The 22834-nt window shown below is 65.3% G+C and carries 24 protein-coding genes; 16 read left to right on the forward strand and 8 right to left on the reverse strand.

All coding sequences use genetic code 11. From position 1 onward, the window contains the following. Nucleotides 1–50: 50 nt before the first annotated feature. The 5 genes from ASC68_RS09140 (at nucleotide 51) to ASC68_RS09160 (ending at nucleotide 2726) form a co-directional block, all read left to right on the forward strand. On the forward strand, nucleotides 51–386 hold the full coding sequence (locus ASC68_RS09140; RefSeq protein WP_055878044.1) for a DUF1344 domain-containing protein: 336 nt from the start codon (nucleotides 51–53) through the stop codon (nucleotides 384–386). A gap of 215 nt (nucleotides 387–601) precedes the next feature. Continuing rightward, nucleotides 602–988, forward strand: coding sequence for a GFA family protein (locus ASC68_RS09145; RefSeq protein WP_055878046.1), 387 nt, complete (start codon nucleotides 602–604; stop codon nucleotides 986–988). 513 nt (nucleotides 989–1501) lie between these two features. Then, the gene (locus ASC68_RS09150; protein WP_156387295.1) at nucleotides 1502–1855 is read left to right on the forward strand and encodes a DUF4189 domain-containing protein; all 354 of its coding nucleotides are present in this window, start codon (nucleotides 1502–1504) and stop codon (nucleotides 1853–1855) included. Nucleotides 1856–1866: 11 nt separating this feature from the next. Continuing rightward, nucleotides 1867–2283, forward strand: coding sequence for a hypothetical protein (locus tag ASC68_RS09155; RefSeq protein ID WP_055878048.1), 417 nt, complete (start codon nucleotides 1867–1869; stop codon nucleotides 2281–2283). Between the two features lie 23 nt (nucleotides 2284–2306). Continuing rightward, nucleotides 2307–2726 (forward strand): hypothetical protein, encoded by a 420-nt coding sequence (locus tag ASC68_RS09160; RefSeq protein ID WP_055878050.1) that lies wholly within the window; start codon nucleotides 2307–2309, stop codon nucleotides 2724–2726. Between the two features lie 10 nt (nucleotides 2727–2736). Here the strand turns inward: ASC68_RS09160 and ASC68_RS09165 are convergent, their stop codons facing one another. Genes ASC68_RS09165 through ASC68_RS09175 form a run of 3 tightly spaced genes read right to left on the reverse strand, consistent with a single transcriptional unit; the run spans nucleotide 2737 to nucleotide 4106 of the window. Further along, entirely contained in the window at nucleotides 2737–3285 is a 549-nt protein-coding gene (locus ASC68_RS09165; RefSeq protein ID WP_055878052.1) for an AAA family ATPase, read from the reverse strand. A gap of 45 nt (nucleotides 3286–3330) precedes the next feature. Continuing rightward, entirely contained in the window at nucleotides 3331–3792 is a 462-nt protein-coding gene (locus ASC68_RS09170; protein ID WP_055878053.1) for an NUDIX domain-containing protein, read from the reverse strand. A gap of 17 nt (nucleotides 3793–3809) precedes the next feature. After that, nucleotides 3810–4106 (reverse strand): YciI family protein, encoded by a 297-nt coding sequence (locus tag ASC68_RS09175; RefSeq protein ID WP_055878054.1) that lies wholly within the window; start codon nucleotides 4104–4106, stop codon nucleotides 3810–3812. 256 nt (nucleotides 4107–4362) lie between these two features. Here ASC68_RS09175 and ASC68_RS09180 point away from each other — a divergent pair, with 256 nt between their 5' ends. Then, nucleotides 4363–5070, forward strand: coding sequence for a gamma-glutamylcyclotransferase (locus ASC68_RS09180; RefSeq protein WP_055878056.1), 708 nt, complete (start codon nucleotides 4363–4365; stop codon nucleotides 5068–5070). 199 nt (nucleotides 5071–5269) lie between these two features. On the opposite strand, the gene ASC68_RS09185 is transcribed toward ASC68_RS09180, so the two are convergent. Continuing rightward, the gene (locus ASC68_RS09185) at nucleotides 5270–5584 is read right to left on the reverse strand and encodes a DUF1905 domain-containing protein (RefSeq protein WP_055878058.1); all 315 of its coding nucleotides are present in this window, start codon (nucleotides 5582–5584) and stop codon (nucleotides 5270–5272) included. A 115-nt stretch (nucleotides 5585–5699) separates the two neighbouring features. Here ASC68_RS09185 and ASC68_RS09190 point away from each other — a divergent pair, with 115 nt between their 5' ends. Beyond that, entirely contained in the window at nucleotides 5700–6119 is a 420-nt protein-coding gene (locus ASC68_RS09190) for a VOC family protein (protein ID WP_055878060.1), read from the forward strand. A 40-nt stretch (nucleotides 6120–6159) separates the two neighbouring features. On the opposite strand, the gene ASC68_RS09195 is transcribed toward ASC68_RS09190, so the two are convergent. After that, nucleotides 6160–6963: a metallophosphoesterase gene (locus ASC68_RS09195; RefSeq protein WP_055878062.1), complete on the reverse strand. Its 804-nt coding sequence runs from the start codon at nucleotides 6961–6963 to the stop codon at nucleotides 6160–6162. A 132-nt stretch (nucleotides 6964–7095) separates the two neighbouring features. Here ASC68_RS09195 and ASC68_RS09200 point away from each other — a divergent pair, with 132 nt between their 5' ends. After that, nucleotides 7096–8118: an LLM class flavin-dependent oxidoreductase gene (locus ASC68_RS09200; protein WP_055878064.1), complete on the forward strand. Its 1023-nt coding sequence runs from the start codon at nucleotides 7096–7098 to the stop codon at nucleotides 8116–8118. Nucleotides 8119–8143: 25 nt separating this feature from the next. After that, on the forward strand, nucleotides 8144–8719 hold the full coding sequence (locus tag ASC68_RS09205) for an SOS response-associated peptidase (protein WP_055878065.1): 576 nt from the start codon (nucleotides 8144–8146) through the stop codon (nucleotides 8717–8719). Between the two features lie 77 nt (nucleotides 8720–8796). On the opposite strand, the gene ASC68_RS09210 is transcribed toward ASC68_RS09205, so the two are convergent. After that, nucleotides 8797–9816 (reverse strand): TerC family protein, encoded by a 1020-nt coding sequence (locus ASC68_RS09210; RefSeq protein ID WP_055878067.1) that lies wholly within the window; start codon nucleotides 9814–9816, stop codon nucleotides 8797–8799. 271 nt (nucleotides 9817–10087) lie between these two features. Here ASC68_RS09210 and ASC68_RS09215 point away from each other — a divergent pair, with 271 nt between their 5' ends. Further along, nucleotides 10088–11236 (forward strand): GGDEF domain-containing protein, encoded by a 1149-nt coding sequence (locus ASC68_RS09215; protein WP_055878069.1) that lies wholly within the window; start codon nucleotides 10088–10090, stop codon nucleotides 11234–11236. On the opposite strand, the gene ASC68_RS09220 is transcribed toward ASC68_RS09215, so the two are convergent. Together ASC68_RS09220 and ASC68_RS09225 are read right to left on the reverse strand one after the other, a co-directional pair. Then, nucleotides 11233–12480 carry an FAD-binding oxidoreductase gene (locus tag ASC68_RS09220; protein ID WP_055878071.1) on the reverse strand — a complete coding sequence of 416 codons (1248 nt, stop codon included), beginning with the start codon at nucleotides 12478–12480 and terminating at the stop codon, nucleotides 11233–11235. The two genes, ASC68_RS09215 and ASC68_RS09220, sit on opposite strands and share 4 nt — an antisense overlap. Before the next feature lie 61 nt (nucleotides 12481–12541). Further along, nucleotides 12542–13030, reverse strand: coding sequence for an Lrp/AsnC family transcriptional regulator (locus ASC68_RS09225; protein WP_055878073.1), 489 nt, complete (start codon nucleotides 13028–13030; stop codon nucleotides 12542–12544). Between the two features lie 102 nt (nucleotides 13031–13132). Here ASC68_RS09225 and ASC68_RS09230 point away from each other — a divergent pair, with 102 nt between their 5' ends. The 6 genes from ASC68_RS09230 (at nucleotide 13133) to ASC68_RS09255 (ending at nucleotide 22833) form a co-directional block, all read left to right on the forward strand. Next, the gene (locus ASC68_RS09230) at nucleotides 13133–15499 is read left to right on the forward strand and encodes a transketolase (RefSeq protein WP_055878075.1); all 2367 of its coding nucleotides are present in this window, start codon (nucleotides 13133–13135) and stop codon (nucleotides 15497–15499) included. Nucleotides 15500–15773: 274 nt separating this feature from the next. Further along, a complete protein-coding gene (locus ASC68_RS09235) occupies nucleotides 15774–17381 on the forward strand; it encodes a peptide ABC transporter substrate-binding protein (RefSeq protein ID WP_055878077.1) in 1608 nt (535 codons plus the stop codon). Between the two features lie 188 nt (nucleotides 17382–17569). Continuing rightward, nucleotides 17570–19165 carry a peptide ABC transporter substrate-binding protein gene (locus ASC68_RS09240; protein WP_156387296.1) on the forward strand — a complete coding sequence of 532 codons (1596 nt, stop codon included), beginning with the start codon at nucleotides 17570–17572 and terminating at the stop codon, nucleotides 19163–19165. A gap of 56 nt (nucleotides 19166–19221) precedes the next feature. Continuing rightward, complete coding sequence (locus ASC68_RS09245) at nucleotides 19222–20991, forward strand: ABC transporter ATP-binding protein (RefSeq protein ID WP_082528031.1); 1770 nt, start codon at nucleotides 19222–19224, stop codon at nucleotides 20989–20991. A 13-nt stretch (nucleotides 20992–21004) separates the two neighbouring features. Further along, the gene (locus tag ASC68_RS09250) at nucleotides 21005–21937 is read left to right on the forward strand and encodes an ABC transporter permease (protein ID WP_055878080.1); all 933 of its coding nucleotides are present in this window, start codon (nucleotides 21005–21007) and stop codon (nucleotides 21935–21937) included. Further along, nucleotides 21934–22833 (forward strand): ABC transporter permease, encoded by a 900-nt coding sequence (locus tag ASC68_RS09255; RefSeq protein ID WP_055878082.1) that lies wholly within the window; start codon nucleotides 21934–21936, stop codon nucleotides 22831–22833. Before ASC68_RS09250 ends, ASC68_RS09255 begins: the two co-directional genes overlap by 4 nt. The last annotated feature ends 1 nt before the right edge of the window (nucleotide 22834 follow it).

A 22834-nucleotide genomic window follows, 5' to 3' on the forward strand; every position in this document is an offset into this window, starting at 1 on the left:
GTGAAAGGTCGACGATTGGTCGGCCGGGCCGTAACCCGATTGGAGTTGTCATGCGCAAACTTGTCCTCCCGCTTCTGCTCGTTGCTGCCCTCGGCGCCTCGTCCGGCGCAATGGCTGCCGGCTATGGTGGCGGCGGCACCATGGTCGCACCCGTCGCCCCCGCCGCACACGCGCCAGTGGTCCCGGCCCCGATGCATTTCAGGACCGCCCGCGGCACCATCAAGCTGATCGACGCCAAGGCGTGCCTCGTCACGCTCAGCAGCAGGAACGTCTATCAGTTCGGACCCAGGTGCGACTTCTCCAAGCTGAAGGTCGGCGAGAGGGTCTGGATCAAATGGGCGCCGAAGGGCAAGATTCGCGACGCCATGTCGATCGCGTCCCGCTGACGCCCGCGCGACTGAGTGCGGGCGGAGGATGGTTCGAGGAGCTTCGGCGTTCTCCACCCGCGTTGCACTAGCCCGACCCGGCCGACGTCATCGACGCGATCAATGTCGCCGGTGCGTTAGACCGCCGGATGCTGGCCGGGCTCGCCGCGAGGGGCGTTTGGCTCTAACGATAGGTCGCCGTGCCGCCGAGCGCTGCTACCCACCGGAGCCCCGCAATGCCCGCTGCCTCCTGCCTCTGCGGCGATGTCCGCCTCACCACCTCGGGCGACCCGTATCGCACCGGGATCTGCCACTGCCTCGATTGCCGCAAACACTCGGGCTCACTGTTCGCTGTGCTTGCGATCTTTCCCGCCGACGCCGTGAGCATCGAAGGCACCACGAATGAGTATGCCGGGCGGCATTTCTGTCCGCGCTGCGGCTCGTCGGTGTTTTCGGTGAGTGATGACGAGGTCGAGGTGCATGTCGGAGCGTTCGATGCGCCGGACCAGGCGCGGCCGAGCTATGAGCTCTGGACCATACGGCGCGAGGCCTGGCTGCCGCCCTTCCCGCTGCAGCACCACTATGAGCGCAACCGCGAGGGTGGCGGGCGCAGCGAGGATTAGGTCAGGGGCACTCCTGGGAAAGAGCAAGTCGGGCACCCGAGGTTACATCACCCACGGGGTCGCTCCGGCGAAGGCCTATGGGCACTAAGTTACGATCGCGCCCACCCCACCGGCTGTCATCCCTGCGAAAGCCGGGACCTCGCGGCGAGGGCTTTTGCCCTCGTCCGCCATCCATCCACCTGCGCGGGCTGTGAGTTGGGTCCCTGCTTTCGCAGGGATGACACCGAGTTTGGGGCTCTGCCGGGTGGTAAGTTCGCCGATCGGCGCCGCATCCGAGCAGTGGAAATCGTCTAACCTTAGCGCGTATGGGCGAAGGCTCCGTGGTTGGGGGTGGGTCGGTGCCTGAGCGCTGCAGATCAAGATCTGGGCTTGGAGTAGATGGCACCCTCGGCCGGTGCCTGATCGATATTCCGCGCCGGAATTTACCCTATCCGCAGGCTGCACTGGTGGCGCGAAGTCTTACGCCTTAGCGATACTTCGTATGTAAGTCATACTTACGCTTTGGGGGATAATGTGAAGCATTTGATACTGGCGGTTGCCTGCAGCCTGTCGCTGCTGGCGCCGGTTCCGGCCATGGCCGATTGGGCCGTGGCGCAGGCGGCGCCGGGCGGCAAGCCGTTTGTGCAGCGCTTCCGCTCGATCTCGTGGGCCAGCGACATCACGCTCGAGGCCTGCCGCAAGCAATACCAGAACTGCAAGGTCGTCGCCTCTGGCGCCGGTGGGTGCCTCGCCATTGCGACCACCGGCAGCAAATGGGGTGTCGGCAAGGCGGGGAGCAAGCCGCGGGCCCATGCCGCCGCGCTCAAGGCGTGCGACGCGCTCGGCACCGGGCCCTGCCGCGTCGAAGACGACTTCTGCGGTCAATGAGGAAGCCCGCCATGCGATTGATCCTTGCTACCCTCATCGTCCTCGCCGGAATTGGCGTGGCGCTCGCGGCGCCCAAGCTCGCCAACCAGACCATTATGACCTACAGCCCCGGCCACGGCACGCAGGTCGAATATTACGACAAGCAAGGCGGCACCTGGCTCTGGTACCCCGGCAACAAGGTGGTGCTGCCCGGCCGCTGGAAGACCGAGCGCGGCAATATCTGCTTCGGCTACACGCCCAACAGCTACAACCCGGTCACCGGCCATAGCGGCGCGGGCTGGGAATGCCAGCCGCTGAAGATCTTCGAAAGCGTCGTGGTGGAGCGCGCCGCAGGCGATGTGTTCGGGCTCGCGAAGCGCGCCAAGCCGCCATTCTCGCTGACGAAGCGCCGCACCAGCATCGAAGCGCTAAGCAAGCGCCTGAAGTAACCCCGAGCACCGGAGCATCCACCATGCGACGTAATTCACGCCTGTCCGTAGTTCTCGCTGCCCTGCTCTTCGCGACGAGCGCGGGCATTGCCACCGAAGTCGCCGCCAAGGGCGGCGCGCAACTGCTGCCCAAGAGCTCGCTCTACACCAAGGTGAGCACCGCCTCGAGCAAGGACGAGATCAAGGCGATCTGCGCCGAGATCGTGGCGCGCCAGGATGCCTCGGCGGTCGGCCAGACCGATGCATCGCACCTCTACATGCACGGCATGATCATGGGCGTCAGCTGCCTCAAGGTCGATTACTTCAAGGCCCTGGTGCTCGCCCGCGAGTCCGGCGACGCCTTCACCCTCAAGGCGGCCCTGACCTATATCCGCGACCGTGCCGCCGGCGGCAACGCCAAGGCCATTCGTGCGCTGGAGAAGTACGAGAAGGCTTACGACTAGGCGCAACAGCTCAGCCAGCCAGCTCCCCGGTCAGCTGCTGCACCCTTTGCTCGCGCGTCCCGGTCACCTCGACGACGCGCGGTCCATCGGCCAGCAGCCCGAGATCGTCCTCGCGCAGCATGGTTTTGAGCCGCGCATCCACCCGTTTCCTGAGCTTGGGATACTCGATCGCTACCGCGATCTCGTCCGGGCTTTTCAGCGGCACGAAGGCGACGAGATTGAGCGTCGCCAGCGCATCCTCGATGCGCTTCAGCAGCTTGCCGTCGGGGCTCCACTCAAAACCTTCGGCAGCGCTCAGCACCTCGAGATAGCCAAGGAAATCGAGCGGGCAGCGGTCGAAGATCACGTTCGCCTCGCTGGTCGCAAGCAGCAGCGCGCAGCTCTGCTTCAGCTGTTCCTCGAGATCGGCGACCGATGGCCCATCGGCGAACACCACGCCCTGTTGCACCAGCAGCCAGTAAGGCTCCGGCACCGCCTCGTAACCCGGCGTCGCTGCAACGAAATCCTCGACGAGCGTGGTCTTGCCACTACCGTGCGTGCCGGTCACCGCGATGCGCATAGGCCTTCCCCTTTTGGCCTCCCTGCCATCACTTGCGCCAGAAGTCTACGGCCCGGTATGTGCCAGCAACGCATCGACCAACGCGCGCTGGCCGAGATGCAGTTTGGTCCGCGCCGCGTCGAGGCTGAACCACCCTGCCCGGTCGACTTCAGGAAAGCTCTGCCGCTGTCCGGAGCGCGGCGGCCACTCCATCTCGAAACTGTTCGAGATCAGAGTCTTGGGGTCAAAATCTCCCTCCAGCGCAAACACCACCAGCTGCTTGCCGCTCGACAGCTTGAACTCGCCGAGCGGCGCCAGCACGCCCTCCGGCACTGTTCCAACCTCCTCGGCAAACTCCCGACGCGCCGCCGCTTCCAGTGCCTCATTGGGGTCGATCAGCCCCTTCGGGATCGACCAGGCCGCTTCATCCTTTCGGGCCCAGAACGGGCCGCCGGGATGCACCAGCAGCAGCTCGCGACCGCTCGGGCCATGCCGATGCAGCAGGATTCCGGCTGAGATTTCGGACACTCGACCCCTCCCGAGCTTCAGATGCGGTCCAGGTCCTCGACGCCGGTCTTCACGTCCCAAGGCAGCAGTTCGTACTGCGCCAGCTTGTGCCGGGTGAACGGATCGCCCTCCCGGACGCGATCAAGCGCACCGTTGGGGTCAGAGTCGGGGACGCGCAGCAGGAAGGCGCCGCCCACATGTGGTCGGAACGGACCAGATGCGATCAGCACACCCTGCCTGTTCAACTCGCGCAGGTACTCGCGGTGTGCCTCCCGGTGGGTCTCGGCAATTTCCGCCAATGGAAGTCGATAGCGAACGATGGCCAGGGCGTACATTCTATGCTCTCCGCTCATTGCGACGTGGGCCGGCAGTCGCGCTTAGGTAAGCGTTTCCCCGCCGGCATCCAAGTTGCGGCCGGTGTCGAAACCGGGTCGCCCGCCCGAGGGCGGTTCCGTACCACCGGTACACTTGATCCCCCGCGCCGCTCTCGGCATATCCCGTTCAATGTTTTTTCGTCGCGCTCTCGAACCGGAAAAGTCTGCAACTTTTCCTGAGAGCGCTCCAGCGGGGGCGACTGCTTGGAGTTGGACGATGTCCTTACGCCGCTCCGCCATGGAGCTGACTGCTGAACTGGTTGCGCGGGTCGAGCGCACCGAGCCCGATCCGGGCCCGATGCCCGGCCAGCCCGACCCTACCGAAGCCGACCTCGAGGCCACGGCCGCCGCGCTGCTGACCAGCCGTCCGGATGGCCCGTTGTGGCTGTTCGCCTATGGCTCGCTGATCTGGAAGCCGGAGCTCGAGCATCTCGAGGCCCGCCAGGCCGTGGCGCATGGCTGGCACCGCCGCTTCTGCATGCGGCTCACCCGCTGGCGCGGCACTCGCGAGGTGCCGGGGCTGATGATGGCGCTCGACCGCGGCGGCTCCTGCGCCGGGCTCGCATACCGGCTGCCCGATGCCGATCCGCATGGCCAGCTGGTGCGCCTGCTGGTCCGCGAGACCGACAGCCGGCGGCCGACCAATGTGCCGCGCTGGATGCGGCTCGCGACACCGAACGGGCCACTCCATGCGCTGGCCTTCGTTGCTTCGCCTGAGGGCGCCAACTATGCCGGCCGGCTGCCGCAGCGCGTCGTGGCGCGCACCCTGGCGCGCGCCGCCGGGCACTGGGGATCTGGTGCGCAGTACCTCTACAACACGGTGGCGCAGCTCGAGGCGCACGGCATCCGCGACCGGAACCTGTGGGCGCTGCAGGCGCGGGTCGCCAAGGAGATCCGGGCGCTTACGCTGCCGGTGGCGGCGTGAGGCTGGTGGCGAGGCGTCCTGATCGATCGCTTTTCACCGGGGGCCGAACCACCCACGATGTCATCCCAGCGAAAGCTGGGACCCATTTCACAGCCCGCGCCAGAGGAGAGCTGGGTCCCAGCTTTCGCTGGGATGACAGCCGGTGGGTGGGGCAAGGATCGAAGTCAACCACGATGCCAGTGCAGCCTCGTAGCGAGCTCTAATCCCGGAACTGCAGCGGCACGTAGCCGCCGCCGATGGTCATTTCGACATCGACCTGGTCGTCGGCGGTGACGCCCAGTCTGTTGCGCACCACCTGCTTCAGCGGCAGCAGGTAGGTGTCGTCCTTGGGGAACAGCGAAGTGGTGAAAGTGATGCCGTTAATGGTCGCCTCCACCGGGATGACGCCCCAGCCATAGCTCGCGGCCTTCTTCACCTTACCGATCTCGGCGCCGATCTCGGTGGGGATGCGGGCATAAAAGAACGGCGCGGGCCCGCGCCAATAGATCACCGTCGCCCTGAACTGCAGTTCCATCCCCGCCTCCTCAGCCGGCAAGTAGAGCGGACGGCCTAAGCGCTCGCAAGCCCGCGCGTCTTGTTCTCGTCACGGCCGCCGACTAGCGTCGGCAGAGGCAGCACGGGAGGACACCATGCCGACGCGCCTCAACCCCTATCTCAACTTCGACGGCAACGCCCGAGCGGCGATCGAGTTCTACCAGACGGTGTTCGGCGGCGAGCTGACCATCAGCACCTATGCCGAAGGCGGCATGCCGCATGATCCGGCCGACAAGGACAAGATCATGCACGGCCAGTTGATCTCCTCGAGCGGCTACTGGCTGATGGCAGCCGACACCCCGCCCGGCATGCCGCACACCCCAGGCAACAACATCAGCGTGTCGCTCAGCGGCGACAATGATGCGGAGCTGCGCGGTTACTGGGAGAAACTCCTGGCCGGCGGTAACGTGATGATGCCGCTCGAGAAGGCGCCGTGGGGCGACAGTTTTGGCATGCTCTCCGACAAGTTCGGCATTTCCTGGCTGGTCAACATCACCGGCCCCGGCAACGCCTGACGGGCCGGCGGCGGGGCGGTGCGAACCGCCCCGCGCAGTATCACTCGGCGGCAGCCGCCAGCACGATTTCCTCGTTGCCGTCGACGAAGTCTTCGAACAGCACGGTGGTGCGGTCATCGGTGCCGATCACCACCGCCATCTGGCCGGGGCCGGTGAGGCGGCGGATCGGCTTGCCGGGCTGATCGACATTGAAGCTCACCGAATAGTGGCCACCGGCCAGCGTCGTGAACGGGATGCCGCGGTAGGTGGCGGTCGAGGTGACATGCACGTGGCCGGCGATCACCTGGCGGATGTCATTGTGCGTCGCCAGCGCCTCGAGGAACGGGCCATCCTCGAGGATGCGGATGGTGTCGGATTCGATGTGCAGCGCGTTGGCGTTGTGGTGGAGGATGACGATCACCGGCTTATCGGCGGCTTCCGCCAGGCGGGCCTTCAGCCAATCGATCTGCTGCGCCTCGAGCACGCCATCGACGCGGCCCGGCTCGGACGAATCGAGCAGCACGATCCGGTAGCCCTTCACATCGAGCACCTTGTCGACATGGCCGGTCTCACCGGCGAAATCGTTGCCGAACACGGCGAGGAAAGTCGGGCGGTCGTCGTGGTTGCCGAGCGTGATGTGCACCGGAATGGTGAGCCTCGCGAGGATCGCCTGCAACCGGCGATAGGCCGCGGCCTGGCCGAGATCGGCGAGGTCGCCGGCGAGGATGCAGAAATCGGCATCGGCATAGCGGGCATTGATGGTGTCGACCGCGATCTCCAGCCGGGCGGCGGTATCGAGCGTCATCGACAGCTCGCCCTCCGCCACCAGATGCAGGTCGCTCATCACGATGAATTTCAGTGTCACGGCAGTGGCCCCATGGTTGATGGCGGGCCTCCTAGCCGCCCCCGATGACCGGCGCGTGACAGACGCCGTCGACGTTGATCCCACTCCCTTGCCGTGACATCTAGGAGGTCCGGCAACGCTAAGGCCAATACCATGAAGAAGATCGGTTTCCTCTCGTTCGGGCACTGGACGCCCTCGTCGCAATCGCAGACCCGTTCGGCAGCCGATGCGCTGCTGCAATCGATCGATCTGGCCGTGGCGGCCGAGGAACTGGGCGCGGACGGCGCCTATTTCCGCGTCCACCACTTCGCGCGCCAGCTCGCCTCGCCGTTCCCGCTGCTGGCTGCTGCTGGCGCCAGGACCAGCCGGATCGAGCTCGGGACCGCCGTCATCGATATGCGCTACGAGAACCCGCTCTATATGGCCGAGGATGCCGGCGCCGCCGACCTGATTGCCGGCGGCCGGCTGCAGCTCGGCATCAGCCGCGGTTCGCCCGAACAGGTGATCGATGGCTATCGGCATTTCGGCTATGTGCCGGCCGAGGGCCAGACCGATGCCGACATGGCGCGCGGCCATGCCGAAGTGTTCCTCGACGTGCTCGGCGGCGAGGGCTTTGCCCAGCCCAATCCGCGCCCGATGTTCCCCAATCCGCCCGGGCTCTTGCGGCTCGAGCCGCATTCGCCGGGGCTCAGGGACCGGATCTGGTGGGGCGCCGCGACGACGCCAACGGCGCAGTGGACCGGCAAGATGGGAATGAACCTCCAGAGCTCGACCCTGGTGATGGCGGAATCCGACAAGCCCTTCCACATCCAGCAGGCCGAGCAGATCGCGGCGTTCCTAGCCGCCTGGGCGGAAGCAGGTCACACGCGGACGCCGCGCGTCTCGGTCAGCCGCAGCATCTTCCCGCTGGTCACCGATATGGATCGCGCCTATTTCGGCGGTGACGCCCGCAGCCAGGATCACTTCGGCTATATCGAGCCGGGCAAACAAGCTGTGTTCGGCCGCAGCTACGCGGCGGAGCCGGATCAGCTGGTCAAGGAACTGGCCGAGGACGAGGCGATCAAGAGCGCCGATACGCTGCTGCTGACGGTGCCCAACCAGCTCGGCGTCGCCTACAATGCGCATGTGATTGAGGCGGTGCTCACCCACGTCGCGCCGGCGCTCGGTTGGCGCTGACCGATCCCGAGGCGCGGAGGGCCCGATGTGTAACGATTACGAACAGCACGTCACCCACCAGCAGTACCTTGAGGCGATCAAGGGGCTCGAGCTCGACAGCAGCGATGCTCCGGCCGAGCTACTTGAGGCCGACGATATCCGCATCGGCGACATGGGGCCGGTGATCAGGGCGGCCGGCAACGGCGTCGAGGTGGTCTCGATGCGCTTCGGCTGGCCACCGCCGCGGCCCAAGGCGCCGCCGGTGTTCAACTTCAAATCCGACGGGCGGCACTTCGACAAATCGAAGCGCTGCCTCGTCATCCTCTCGGGCTTCTTCGAGTTCACCGGCACGAAATCGCCCAAAACCAAGCACCGCTTCAGCGTGCAGGGCTCGCCGATCATGGCGATTGCGGGCCTCTGGAGTGAAGACGCGGATGGCGCGCTGAGCTTCACCATGCTCACCACCGAACCCGGGCCGGATATCGCGCCCTATCACGACCGGCAGGTCTGCGTAATCCTGCCGGAAGATTGGGCGCACTGGCTGTTTCTCACCAAGCCCGAGGAGGAGCTGCTGAAGCCGCTGCCCGAGGGAACGCTTGATGTGGTGACGGTGCGGCCTTAGGGCGGCTCGTAGTCGGCGTCCCTCCCCCGCAAGCGGGAGAGGGAAGCCCGACTGCCAGGCTCGTGGGCGGCTTCCCCTTACGGCTCGAGCCTGCCCTGCTCCGGCTGTGCGTCCGCCGAAACGCTCTGCTCGTTGCGGGTCTTCCACAGCGAGTACAGCACGCCGCCGGCCAGCACGCCGAGGGTGACCGCGAGCGACAGGAAGGTGTCGATCTTCACGTCGAACGGCACCAGCGCCACCTTGATACCGATCAGCACCAGGACGATCGCCAGCGAGACCTGCAGGTAACGGAAGCGGTTCATCGCCGCGGCGAGCGCGAAGTAGAGCGCACGAAGCCCCAGGATGGCGAAGATGTTGGAGGTGTAGACGATGAAGGTGTCCTGCGTGACGGCGAACACCGCCGGCACCGAGTCGACGGCAAAGATCAGGTCGACGGTCTCGACCATGATCAGCGCCACGCCGAGCGGGGTGAGGAAGGTCACGAGCTTCCCGGTCTTCGTATCCGGCAGCCTGGTCAGGAAGTTCTTGCCGTCGAGGTGCTGCGAAATGCGGAAATGCCTGCGCAGGAATTTGAGGATCGGGTTGGCCTCGATGTCCGGTTCCTTGTCCTGATGCGAGAACAGCCGCACGCCGGTGAAGATCAGGAAGGCGCCGAACAGCACCAGCACCCAGCTGAACGAGTGCACCAGAGCCGCGCCGAGGCCGATCAGCAGCGCCCGGAAAACGATCACGCCTAGAATGCCCCAGAACAGCACGCGGTGCTGGTAGAGGCGGGGGATGGCGAGGAAGCCGAAGATGGTCGCGATGACGAACATGTTGTCCATCGCGAGGCTCTGCTCGATCAGGTAGCCGGTGTAGAATTCGAGCCCGGCTTCCGCGCCGCGGCTGAACCACACCCAGATGCCGAACAGCACCGCGACGAACACGTAGCCGGCATAGAGCGTCAGGCTCTCGCGGGCAGAAATCTCGTGCGCGTTGCGGTTGAGAATGCCCAGGTCGAAGACCAACAGGCCAATGACGATGGCGAGGAACGCCACCCAGAAATAGACGGGAGTACCAAGGAAATCGCCCATAAGGGCGCTGAGCAGCATATCCATGCCGGACCTCTCCATGTGAACGTTGGAGCAGTTCCGACATCACGGAGCGTAGAAGTGCTGCCGTCAGAGGGGCCCGGTACCGCCCTGAGAACGTAGCGAGCCGTTCGCCGAGTTCAACCCCTGCCCCAGCGGCAAAATGCGGCAGCTGCAAGGGCCCGCAACGGTGCCTTAACGATCCGGATCGGGTGCTCACGCGGTGAAGTCCCCCGTTAACCGGCCCGTTTTAGTAATGCTCAGGACGCAACGGGACGGGCGGCGTGAGATGGGGACGATGGTTGGTCTGGACCTGGTGACCGTCTCGATCTTTGCCGCGCTCACCGTGCTTTGCCTCGCCATCCTGATCGGGCTGCGCCGCCAGTCGGCGCTCGCGTGGCTCGTCACCGCCCTGGCTTGCGGCACGCTGCAGACGCTGACGATGGTCTTCACCCGCGGTACGGCGGTCGAACTCCTGCTCGCCTCGATCCTCGTGCCGGCGGCCTATCTCTGCTTTGGCCAGGCGGTGCGCATTGTCAGCGGGCAGCAGCACCAGCATTGGCGGCTGCTGGCAACGGTCGGCGGGCTGGTTGTTGCATCGCTGGTTTTGCTGGCATTCGACGCACCATTCATCGTGCAGACGGCGCCGTTTCAGCTGGCCGCGGCGCTCGCGCTCGGCGACAGCGTCATCCGGCTTTATCGCGCCAACAATCGCGGCGTGCTCGATATCCTGTTGATGCTCAACCTGGTCGCCGTGGCGCTGATCTTCGTTGTCCGCATCCCGCTTCTCGTCGTGATGTTCGACGCATCTACCGAGTATCTGACCGCGCGCACCTCCGGAGTGGAGCGCACGCTCCTGACTTTCTCGGCGCTGCTGACGCCGCCGGCGGTGTTCCTGCTGCTGGCCAAGCTGATCAGCGGGGTGATCGGCACCTATCGCACCCGCTCGGAGCATGATGGGCTCACCGGCCTGCTCAACCGGCGCGCCATCGACGAGGCCGCGGCCGTCATCGAGCCGCAGGGCGGCGCGGTGATCTTCTGCGATCTCGATCACTTCAAGCTGATCAACGACCTCTACGGGCACCGGGTCGGCGACGATGTGATCTGCGCCTTCGCCGATCTGCTCCGCCGCACCGGCACGCGCGCTGCCCGCATCGGCGGCGAGGAGTTTGCGCTGCTGCTGCCGCACAAGAGCGTCGCCGAAGCGCAGGAAGTGGCGGAGATGATCCGGACGCGTTTCAACGACGTCGTGCATCCAGCCCTCGGGCCGAGCCACAGGCCCAGCGCCAGCTTCGGCGTCGCGCCCTACGGTCCAGGTGCCTGCGCTGCGGATGCGTTCAACCTTGCCGATGCGGCTCTCTATCGGGCCAAGGCTTTGGGACGGAACCGCGTTGTGATCTTTGCCGAAGAACCGGCCCACGAACAGCCGACGGCGCAGGCCGCCTAGAGGAAGCGCTTGGCCGAGAAGGCGGTGGGGTCGACGAACGGCGCCTCGCCGGTGATCATCTCGGCAATCAGCCGACCGGTGACCGGACCCAGCGTGATGCCGTGGTGGGCGTGGCCGAAGGCGAACCACAGCCCCTGGTGACTGGGCGCCGGGCCAATGATCGGCATCATATCAGGCGTCGCCGGCCGCGCGCCGCGCCAGGGCTGGGCTTCGAGCCGCTGGCCGAGGCCCGGGAACAGTTCGCGGGCATAGGGTTCGTCGCGATCGACCTGCACCGGGGTCGAGGGGGCATCGCGCAGCGCGAACTCGGCGCCGCTGGTGAGGCGAATGCCACGCGCCATCGGGGTCAGCAGATAGCCGTAGCTGGTATCGAGGATCCAGTTGCTCAGCGGCTGCGCCGCGGGCTGGCCAAAATGCATGTGATAACCACGCTTCACCCCCAGCGGCAGGCGATAGCCGAGCCGGCTGGTGAGATCACCGGCCCAGGGCCCCAGCGCGATCACCGCGTCGCGGGCCTCGAGCACGCCGTCCGCCACCGGCAGGCGCCAGCCGCTGGTGCCCTGCTGCAGCTTCAGCGCATCGCCAGTGACTACCACACCGCCCAGCTGCTCGAACAGCTCGCGATATTTCACCACCAGCCCGCCGGGATCGCGGATGCTCCATGGGTCGGTCCAGTGCAGCGCCCCCTCGAGCGGGATGCCGAGGCCGGGTTCGACCCGGTGCATCTCGTCGCTACTGAGCTCGGCGCTGCCGATACCGAAATCGCGGCGTAGCCCCTCGGCCTTGAGGTAGCCTTCGTCCTGCTTGGCCTTGTCGCGATAGAGCAGGTACCAGCCCTTCTTTTCAATGAGGTGGCTCGCCCCTGCCCGCTCGATCAGCGGCGCGTGCTCGTTGATCGACTGGGCGATCAGCGGCGCATAGGTCTCGACGATGCGGCGGTACTGCTCCGGCCGCGAGTTCCACCAGTAGCGCGCGAGGAACGGCGCGATGCGCGGCAGCGCGCTGAGGTGGTAGTGCATGTCGGTGCGGTTGTTCAGCCCGTAGCGGAACAGTTCGTCCAGGCCTTGCGGAAAGGCGTGCGGCATCACTGCTTCGCGCTGGATCAGGCCGGCATTGCCGTAGGAGGTTTCCTCGCCGGCGCCGCGCCGGTCGACCAGCACGGTCGCCCTGCCCCGCATCTGCAGGTGCACCGCGATGCTGACGCCCACCATACCCGCGCCAAGAACGATGCTGTCGGCCTGCATGACTCACCCGAAGAAAACGATCGGCTCGCTTTTAGCGACGTTTGGCGCCGCCGTAACTGCGTCAGATGGGCAGCACGCGGGAGTATTTCACCTGGCCGAGCGAGAAGCTCGATTCGATCGAGCTGACCCCGGCGACCTGGGTCAACTTCTCGCGCAGGAACGCTTCATAGGCGGCGAGGTCGGCGCAGACGACACGCAGCAGGAAATCGAACTGGCCGGTCATCAGGTAGCACTCCATCACCTCGGGCCAGCCGGCAATGGCGGCGCCGAAGCGATCGAGCTCCTCGGCCCGTTGCCGCTCCAGCTTGATCGAGATGAACACCGAGACCGGCAGGCCGACCGCCTTCTGGTCGACCACCGCGCTATAGGCGGCGATGATCCCCGCCTCCTCCATCTGGCGGATGCGGCGGAGGCATGGCGAGGCCGAGAGCCCGACGCGGTCGGCGATCGCCTGGATGGTCATGCGGCCATCTTCCTGCAGCGCCCTGAGGATGCGTCGGTCGATTCCGGTCAGCTCGGTTTTGGCGGAATTCACCGGCTTGGGCGGCATTTCGTGGCAAATCCTGCGCAATGGGATGACAGGGCAGTCACAATAGGCAGGAAACACCCAACCGGCTAGTGCACCGTTAATGTCAGACATTTGGGAGGGAACATGTCGACGGAGCGTATCGCCCTGATTGAGGCGCTGGCTGGCAAGGCCTTGTGGTTATCCAACTGGATGATCCACCATGCCAACCATCTCCGCCCCAACCCGGACGGGGTGAAGGTGGGTGGCCACCAGGCCTCCTCCGCCTCGATGACGGCGATCCTGTCGGCGCTGTATTTCGGCATTCTCAAACCCGAGGATCGCGTGGCGGTGAAGCCGCACGCCGCGCCGGTGTTCCACGCCATCCAGTATCTGTTCGGCAAGCAGGGCCTCGACAAGCTCAAGGCGTTCCGCGGCTATGGTGGGGCGCAATCCTATCCATCGCGCACCAAGGATACCGACGACGTTGATATCTCCACCGGCTCGGTCGGGCTCGGTGTCGCATTCACTGCCTTCGCCTCGATGATCCAGGACTATGTGCGGGCCAAGCCATGGGCGAAAAAGCGCGCCGAGGGCCGGATGATCGCCCTGGTCGGCGATGCCGAGCTCGATGAGGGCAATGTCTACGAGTGCCTGCTCGAGGGCTGGAAGCACAGCCTCCGCAACACCTGGTGGATTATCGACTACAATCGCCAAAGCCTCGACGGCGTGGTGCGCGAGGGGCTCTACGACCGGATCGAAGCGATCTTCCGCGCCTTCGAGTGGAAGGTCGTGACGCTCAAATATGGCGCCAAGCAACGCCGCGCCTTCGCCGAGCCCGGCGGCGAGCGGCTGCGCGACTGGATCGACGCCTGCCCCAACGCGCTCTATTCGGCGCTGATGTTCCGCGGTGGCGCCGCCTGGCGCGAGCGGCTCAGCGACGAGATCGGCGACCAGGGCGAGGTGAGCGCGCTGCTGGAGCGCCGTACCGATGCCGAGCTGGCCGACCTGATGGCCAATCTCGGCGGCCATTGTATCGAAAGCCTGCTTGAGCAGTTCGAGGGCCAGACCACCGACACGCCAACGGTGTTCATTGCCTATACCGTCAAGGGCTGGGGCACGCCGCTGGCCGGCCACAAGGACAACCATGCCGGGCAGATGACCGGTGCGCAGATCGAGAGCCTCAAGGCCTCGATGCGGGTTCGCGATGGCCACGAGTGGGACCGCTTCGAGGGGCTGAAGCCGTCCGAGCGCCAGCTGCAGACCTTTCTCGATAACGTCCCCGTCAACACCACCAAGTCTCGACGGCTTTCCTCCCCAGCCGTCCCGGCGCTGGGACCGCAGTTCGTCGGTCCCGGCGCCACTTCCACACAGACGGCGTTCGGCAAGATCCTCGACGCCATCGCCAAGACCGACAGCGAGCTGGCGCGCCGCATCGTCACCACCTCGCCCGACGTCACCGTCTCGACCAATCTCGGCACCTGGGTGAACCGGCGGCACCTGTTCGCCAACCGCGAGATGGCCGACATCTTCCAGAAGGAGCGCATCCCGAGCGCGCAGAAATGGCAGTTCACGCCCGACGGCCAGCATATCGAGCTGGGCATCGCCGAAATGAACCTATTCCTGCTGCTCGGCGCTGCGGGCCTCAGCCACTCACTGTTCGGCGAGCGGCTGCTGCCGATCGGCACGCTCTACGACCCGTTCATTGCGCGCGGCCTCGATGCGCTGAACTATGCCTGCTACCAGGACGCGCGGTTCCTGCTGGTGGCGACGCCCTCCGGTGTATCGCTGGCCGGCGAAGGCGGCGCGCACCAGTCGGTCGGCACGCCCCTGATCGGCATGGCGCAGGATGGGCTCGCGTCATTCGAGCCGGCCTTTGCCGACGAGCTCTCGGTGATCATCGACTGGGGCTTTGACTATATGCAGCGCGACGGCAGCGACCGGGCCGATCTCGCCGACTGGCCGCGCGACGTCTCGGGTGGCTCGGTCTACTTGCGCCTCTCCACCCGCGCCATCGAACAGCCGCCGCGCGAGGTGACGCCTCAGCTCGCCAGCGACATCATTCGCGGCGCCTACTGGCTGGTGCCGCCGACGCCGAACTGCGAGGCGGTCATCGCCTACCAGGGCGTGCTGGCCAGCGAAGCGATCACCGCGGCCGGCATGATCGGCGGCGAGCGCCGCAACGTCGCGGTGCTGGCCGTCACCTCGGCCGATCGGCTCAATGCCGGCTGGCATGGCGCGCAGCGGGCGCGCCTGCATGGCGACCGCGACGCCACCTGCCACATCGAGACGTTGCTGGCCGATGCGCCGGATGCCGCAGCTTTGGTCACCGCCATCGACGGGCATCCGGCGACGCTGGGCTGGCTGGGCAGCGTGCGGGGTCACCGCGCCATTACGCTGGGGGTCGAGCACTTCGGCCAGACCGGCACGGTGACCGATCTCTACCGACATTTCGGCATCGACGCGGCGGCCATCGCCAACGCGGCGCAAAGCCTGTTCGGGGGCCGGAGATGAGCCCGTTCGGCATGCTGAACGGCATCACGGCAAAACTATGCCAACCTTATCATTGGCGGGCCACAAACGGCTTGCCAAGCCAATCTGGAGTTGTCAGACATATGTCATAAGGCCGATTGCGAGGGGAAATGCAGTCGGCCAATGAACCGGTTCCGGGCGGGGCGTCTATGCCCGGAAACCGCTCATGCGAGGCCCGTTCGGACAGCGGTTCGCCGAGGTTCGGCCGGGGCACAGGGGACGTCAAGCAGTAGCTCTGCAACAAGGAGGGAGCTCTATGAACGCGTTGCTGAAATTTGTCGGCGCGGTCGCGCTGGCCGCGGGATTGACCGCCGTGCCAGCGTTGGCGCAGACAAAACTCACCGTACCGGGTGGATCCACCACCGGCACGTATATGGACTACATGAAGACGGTCTACGCGCGCGCTTCCGGCGCCGAGCTGCTGCAGGAGCCGCTGACCAGCTTCGACAACGAATACCAGCTCACGCCGCTGGCCGCGACCAGCTGGGAGCAGTCTACCGATGGCCTGACCTGGACCTTCCACCTGCGTGACGGCATGAAGTGGAGCGACGGGGCTCCGGTCACCGCGAACGACTACATCTTCGCCCTGCAGCGCGCCGCCACCACCGGCTACGATTTCGCCTGGTACTGGAGCTTTGCCTCGGGGATCAAGAACTGGGACGACGTGTCGGCCGGCAAGGCAGACGTTTCGACCCTCGGCCTCAAGGCCGTCGACGACAAGACTATCGAAGTCACCACCGCGGCGCCCAAGCCCTACCTGCCGGGCGTGGTTTCGCTGTGGTACCCGGTGCCCAAACACCAGTTCGACAAGTTCGGCGATGACTGGGCGAGCAACGTCGCCAATGTCCTCTCGTCGGGTCCGTTCCTGCTCAAGTCCTGGGAGAAGTCGAACAACTCGGTCGTCCTCGTCAAGAACCCCGACTATAACGGTCCGTGGGTGGCGCAGGTCGACGAGCTGACCGTCGATCCGTCGGTGGGCCTGCCGGAAGTCGGCATGCCGGCCTTCCTCGCCGGCGATCTCGCCTATACCACGCTCAACGCCGGCCAGATCCCGGTGGTGAAGCAGCGCTTCCCCGACTCGATCCGCACCGAGGCGGTATTTGCCACGTCCTACCTCGCCTTCGATCTCGAAAAGGCGCCGTTCGACAATGCCGACGTCCGCAAGGCGCTCTACTACGCCGTCAACCGCGACGAGCTGACCGCCACCGTGCTCAAGGACATCGCCATCCCGGCGCACTCGATCCTGGCGCCCGGCTACCCTGGCTACAGCGACAAGGTCGCGGCGCAGGCCGTGTTCGACCCCGCCAAGGCCAAGGAACTGCTGGCCAAGGCCGGCTACCCGAACGCCGAGGGCTTCCCGACCATCGAAGTCTGGTTCCGTGAGGAAGGCGGCTATAACGGCGCGATCCTCCCCGCCATGGCTCAGTACCTGCAGGCCCAGTTCAAGGACATTCTCGGAATCACCATGAATATCAAGGTGATGCCGGGCAAGGACTGGATGGAGGGCATGCTCGCCCGCAAGAATAACATCTACCTGGCGCCCTACGAGTACGACTATCTCGACCCGTCGAACTTCTATGGCCTGTTCTACAATGGTGGCCGTCACAGCTACCACGTGGCCGAATACGACAAGCTCGTCGCCGAGGCCGACAAGAACCCGGTCTGGGAGGAGCGCTTCAAGCTCTACGAGCAGGCTGAACAGGTGATGATCGATCAGGGGCTCATCGTGCCGCTGGTGCACCCGGTCATCACTGCCGCCGTCAGCGAGGACATCACCGGTCCGGGCGTCACGCCCAACTCGCGTGGCTTCACCCCGCTGGGGCGTATCGGTAACTTCCTCTACTCGCACATCTCGGTGAAGTAGGAGAACTCGCGTTCCCCGGCTTCGGCCGGGGAACGTCTCGGGCCCCGTACCCGCGACGCGAGAGGACCTGTGACATCCCACAACGGGAGCGCAGGGGGACGTCGCAAGAAGCACTCCGAGGGCCGCCGCACGGGGCGTGCACGCCCTGGCTCATCGGATCCTGTGCACAAATACTTGAGGAGAGTGGATTGAATTTGCTGCTGAAATTGGCAGGATCGATAGCGCTGGCGGCAAGTATGGCCGTGCCGGCGCTGGCCCAGACCGTGACTGTCCCCGGACAGTCCACGACGGCCACCTATATGGATTACATGAAAACTGTTTATGCCCGCGCCGCCGGCTCGGACATGATCCAGATCGGCCTGACCGCCTTCGACAAGGACTTCAACCTTACCCCGATCGCGGCGGAGAGCTGGTCGCAGTCGGCCGATGGCCTGACCTGGACGTTCAAGATCCGGCCCGAGCTCAACTGGAGCGACGGCGAACCGCTGACCGCTGAGGATTTCGTCTTCGCGCTGCAGCATGCGGCCACCACCGGCTATGATTTCGCCTGGTACTGGAGCTTTGCCGGCGGCATCAAGAACTGGGACGACGTGACGGCCGGCAAGGCTGACGTAGCGACCCTCGGCCTCAAGGCCGTCGATGACAAGACGCTCGAAGTCACCACTACTGCACCCAAGCCGTACCTGCCGAGCGTCGTATCGCTCTGGTACCCGGTGCCCAAGCACCAGTTCGACAAGTTCGGCGAAGAATGGTCGACCAATGTCGAGACTATCGTCTCGTCGGGTCCCTGGGTGGTGAAGGAATGGGTGAAATCCAACAACACCGTCACGCTCGCCAGGAACCCCGACTACAAGGGCCCCTGGATGCCCGAGATCGATGAAGTCGTGCTCGACTCCTCGCTCGGCCTGCCGGAGGTGGGCGTGCCTGCCTTCCTCGCCGGGGATGTCGACATGACCTCGCTGAATACCGGGCAGGTGGCGATGATGCGGCAGCGTTATGCCGACCAGATCCACACCAACCCGGTGTTCTCGACCAACTATATCTCGTTCGATCTCGACAAGGCGCCGTTCGACAATGTCGACGTCCGCAAGGCGCTCTACTACGCCATCAACCGTGACGAGCTGACCTCGACCGTCCTCAAGGATATCGCCATCCCGGCCCATTCGATCCTGCCGCCTGGCTTCCCCGGCTACAGCGAGAATGTCGCCAAGCAAGCGGTATTCGACCCTGAGAAAGCCAAGGAATTGCTGGCCAAGGCCGGCTACCCTGATGGCAACGGCTTCCCTGACATCGAGATCTGGTTCCGCGAGGAAGGCGGCTATAACGGCGCGATCCTGCCGCCGATGGCGCAGTACCTGCAGTCGCAGTTCAAGCAGATCCTCGGGATCACCATGAACATCAAGGTGATGCCGGGCAAGGACTGGATGGAAGGCATGCTGGCGCGCAAGAACAACATCTATCTGGCGCCCTACGAGTACGACTACCTCGACCCGTCGAACTTCTATGGCCTGTTCTACAATGGCGGCCGGCACAGCTACCACATCGCGGCCTATGACGACCTGGTCAAGCAGGCCGACTCCGCCCCGACCTGGGACGAGCGCGTGAAGCTCTACGAACAGGCCGAGCAGGTGATGATCGACCAGGGGCTGATCGTGCCGCTGACCCATCCAATCACCATGAACGTCGTGTCCGACAAGCTCGGTGGCGATGCCATGACGCCCAACAAGCAGGGCTTCTACCCCAACTGGTCGGGTTACGTTTACACCCACCTGACCAAGAACTAGTCGCGAAAACCAGTGCTCCCGGCCGGTGGCCGGGGGCACCCAGTTCGGAACAGCGCATGACTCTCGTAAATATCAAAGGCCTGAAGGTCAGCTTCCGTCAGCATGGCGGCCAGATCGACGCGGTACGCGGCGTCGATATCCAGCTTGCGGAAGGCGAAAGCCTGGGCATCGTCGGAGAGTCCGGTTCGGGCAAGTCCGTCTCGTGCCTGGCGCTGATGCGGCTGTTGCCCAACACGGCGACCATCACTGCCGACCGGCTCGAGCTCGATGGGGTCGACGTGCTGAAAGCCAAGCCGCGCCAGATGTCGGCGCTGCGCGGCAAGATTGCCGCGCTGATCTTCCAGGACCCGGCGACGGCGTTCGATCCGGTGTTCACCATCGGCCACCAGATGGTCGAAACCATCCGCACGCATCGCGATGTCACCAAGGAGACGGCGCTGGCCGAGGCCGAGCAACTGCTGCTCAAGGTCGAGATCAAGAACGCCAGGGATGTGCTGAACTATTACCCGCACCAGCTTTCCGGCGGCATGCTGCAGCGCGCGATGATCGCCATGGCGCTCAGTTGCCGGCCCAAGGTGCTGATTGCGGACGAGCCGACCACGGCGCTCGACGTCACCATCCAGGCGCAGATCCTGCAGCTCATCAAGGGCCTGCAGGCCGAGATGGGCATGGCGCTGATCATGATCACCCATGACCTCGGCGTCGTCGCCGAAACCGTCGAGCGCGTCGTCGTCATGTACGGTGGGCGGGTGATGGAAGAAGGTACCGTCGACCAGATCTTCGACACCCCTAAGCACAGCTACACCCAGTCGCTGCTGGCGAGCCTCAGGGCCGGCGAATCGCGGCGGGCCGAGCCGGGCACCGGCGAGCCGATCGCCCCTGCCCTCGAGCTGCGCAATCTCTCCAAAGTCTATGCGCTGCGTCGCCGCGGCCGGATCTTTTCGACCTATGTCGACTTCCCGGCGGTGCGCGGGGTCAATCTCGTCTTGCCGCGCAACAAGATCGTCGGCCTCGTCGGCGAGTCCGGTTCGGGCAAGTCGACCACCGGCATGATGGCGATGCGGCTGCTGGAGCCGACCGCCGGACAGATCTTCGTCGATGGCACCGATATCTCGAAGCTCGACGTCACCGCGCTCAAGGCGTTCCGCCGGCGCATGCAGGTGGTGTTCCAGGACAGCTACTCGGCCCTCGATCCGATGATGACGCTGAGCCAGATCATCGCCGAGCCGCTCAACATCCACGGCGTGAAGAGCTCGCGCGAGCAAACCGAGGAAGCGCTGAGCTGGCTGGAGCGCGTCGGCATGGACCGCAGCTTCGGCAACCGCTACCCGCACGAGCTGTCGGGTGGCCAGCGGCAGCGCGTCGCCATTGCCCGGGCGCTGATCCTCGGGCCCTCGGTGCTGGTCGCGGACGAGCCGACCTCGGCGCTCGACGTTACGGTCAAGGCCCAGATCATCGGGCTGCTCAAAAACCTGCAGAAGCAGATGGGGCTCTCGATGCTGTTCATCAGCCATGACCTCAGCGTCGTGCGCTCGCTGACCGACAGCGTGGTGGTGATGTACAAGGGCCGGGTGGTCGAACAGGCGCCGACGGCCAATATCTTCGCCAACCCGCGCCACCCCTACACGCGCTCGCTGCTCGATGCGATCCCGGTCACCAACCCGAGGGATCGCCGCGAGCGTTCTTTCGTCACCGCCGACGACATCGCCGCTGGCACGCCGCGCCTGGCGCGCTCCAGCCTCGCGGCGGAAGCGACGGCCGGCGACATTCCGCAGCTCGTGAGCGTGGCCCCAGGCCACCTCGTCGAAGCCATCGTCACCAACTGATGGAGGTCCGGGCATGATTGTCTATCTCATCAAACGCCTGCTCTCGGTCGCCGTGACCTTCTTCATCGTTTCGCTGGTCATCTTCCTGATGATGCACGCGGTGCCGGGCGGTCCGTTCACCGAAAAGGACATGCCGCTCTCCGCGGCGGTCAAGGCTGCGCTCAATGCCAGGCTGGGCCTCGATCAGCCGCTCTGGGTGCAGTACGTCAACTACATGGCGGGCGTGCTGCAGGGAAACTGGGGTGTTCCTTACCAGTCGCCGGGCGAGACAGTGATCAGCCTGTTGCAGCAGGCCTGGGTGCCCAGCCTGATCCTTGGCGGTTCCGGCGTCATCATCGGCGCCGCCCTCGGTATCCTGATCGGCATGGCGGCGGCGCTGAAGCGCAACAGCTGGATCGACTACCTTGCCTCGACGCTGTCGGTGCTCGGCCTCACCATCCCGGTGTTCGTCATCTCGATGCTGCTGATCCTGATCTTTGCGGTCTGGCTCAACTGGCTGCCGGCCAGCGGCTGGGGCAAACCGGAACGGTGGATCCTGCCGATCATCGCTTACGCCGCGATCCCGCTCGCCACCTATGCCCGCTATACGCGCTCGGCCATGCTCGACACGCTCAACCGCCCCTTCGTCACGGCACTCCGTGCCAAGGGGCTGAGCGAGCGGCGGATCATCTTCCAGCACGTGTTGCGCAACTCGGCCATCCCGATGGTCACGGTGTTCCTGCCGATGTTCATGGGTACGGCCACCGGCTCGATCTTCGTCGAGGCGATGTTCCGTATCCCCGGGCTCGGCAGCTACTTCGTCTCCTCCATCGAGAACCGCGACTATCCGCTCGAGATGGCGCTGGTGCTGATGTTCACCATCGGAATCTGTTTCGCCTACCTGATTTCCGATATCGCCTACGCGTGGCTCAATCCGCGCATCCGTCTCGGAGATGACGCGAAATGACCACCGACATCGAAACCGGCGCGCTCGCCGTACCACCCGCGCACACCCAGCATAGCCCGGCCTATTTCGCCTGGCGGCGCTTTGCCGCCAACAAGGCGGCTGTGACCGGCGGCGTCGTGCTCGGGATCATCATCCTCGCCGCGATCTTCGCGCCGCTGTTCACCAAGAGCGCCCCGGACGCCCAGCTCTACCTGACACAGTCGCTGGCTTTCCCGTCGGCCGAGTTCTGGTTCGGCGTCGACGATCTCGGACGCGACTTCTTCACCCGTATCGTCTACGGCGCCCGGGTGTCGCTGCTGATCGGCTTTGCCGCCGCGACCTGCAGCCTGTTGATCGGGATCCCGATCGGCGCCATTGCCGGCTATTTCGGCGGCCGCGTCGACTGGTTCATCATGCGCGTCATCGAAATCTTCTCGGTGGTGCCGCCGCTGCTGGCAGCCATGCTGCTGGGGGCGCTGGCCGGCGGTGGCTTCTTCACCATCATCGTGGTGGCCTCGCTGTTCGGCTGGTTCGGCGTCTGCCTCCTGGTCCGGGCCCAGGTGAAGTCGTTCCGCGAGAAGGAGTTCGTGCGGGCGGCGCAGGCGCTCGGCGCCTCGCCCTGGTACATCCTCCGCCGCCACGTCATCCCCAACTCGCTGTCGCCGATCATCGTCGGGTTCGTGCTGTCGGTGCCGGGCGCCATGATGCTCGAGGCGAGCCTCAGCTTCCTCGGCATCGGCGTGGCGCCGCCAACCCCGAGCTGGGGCCAGATGATCAATGTCGGCATCAACTTCATGTTCTTTTACTGGCACATGGCCGTGTTCCCCACGGCTGCCCTCGCCATCACCGTGCTCGCCACGACGCTGTTCGGCGACGGCCTGCGCGATGCACTCGATCCCACACTGAAAGGCCGCTGAC

It is taken from the genome of Devosia sp. Root105 (assembly GCF_001424865.1).
GTDB lineage: Bacteria > Pseudomonadota > Alphaproteobacteria > Rhizobiales > Devosiaceae > Devosia_A.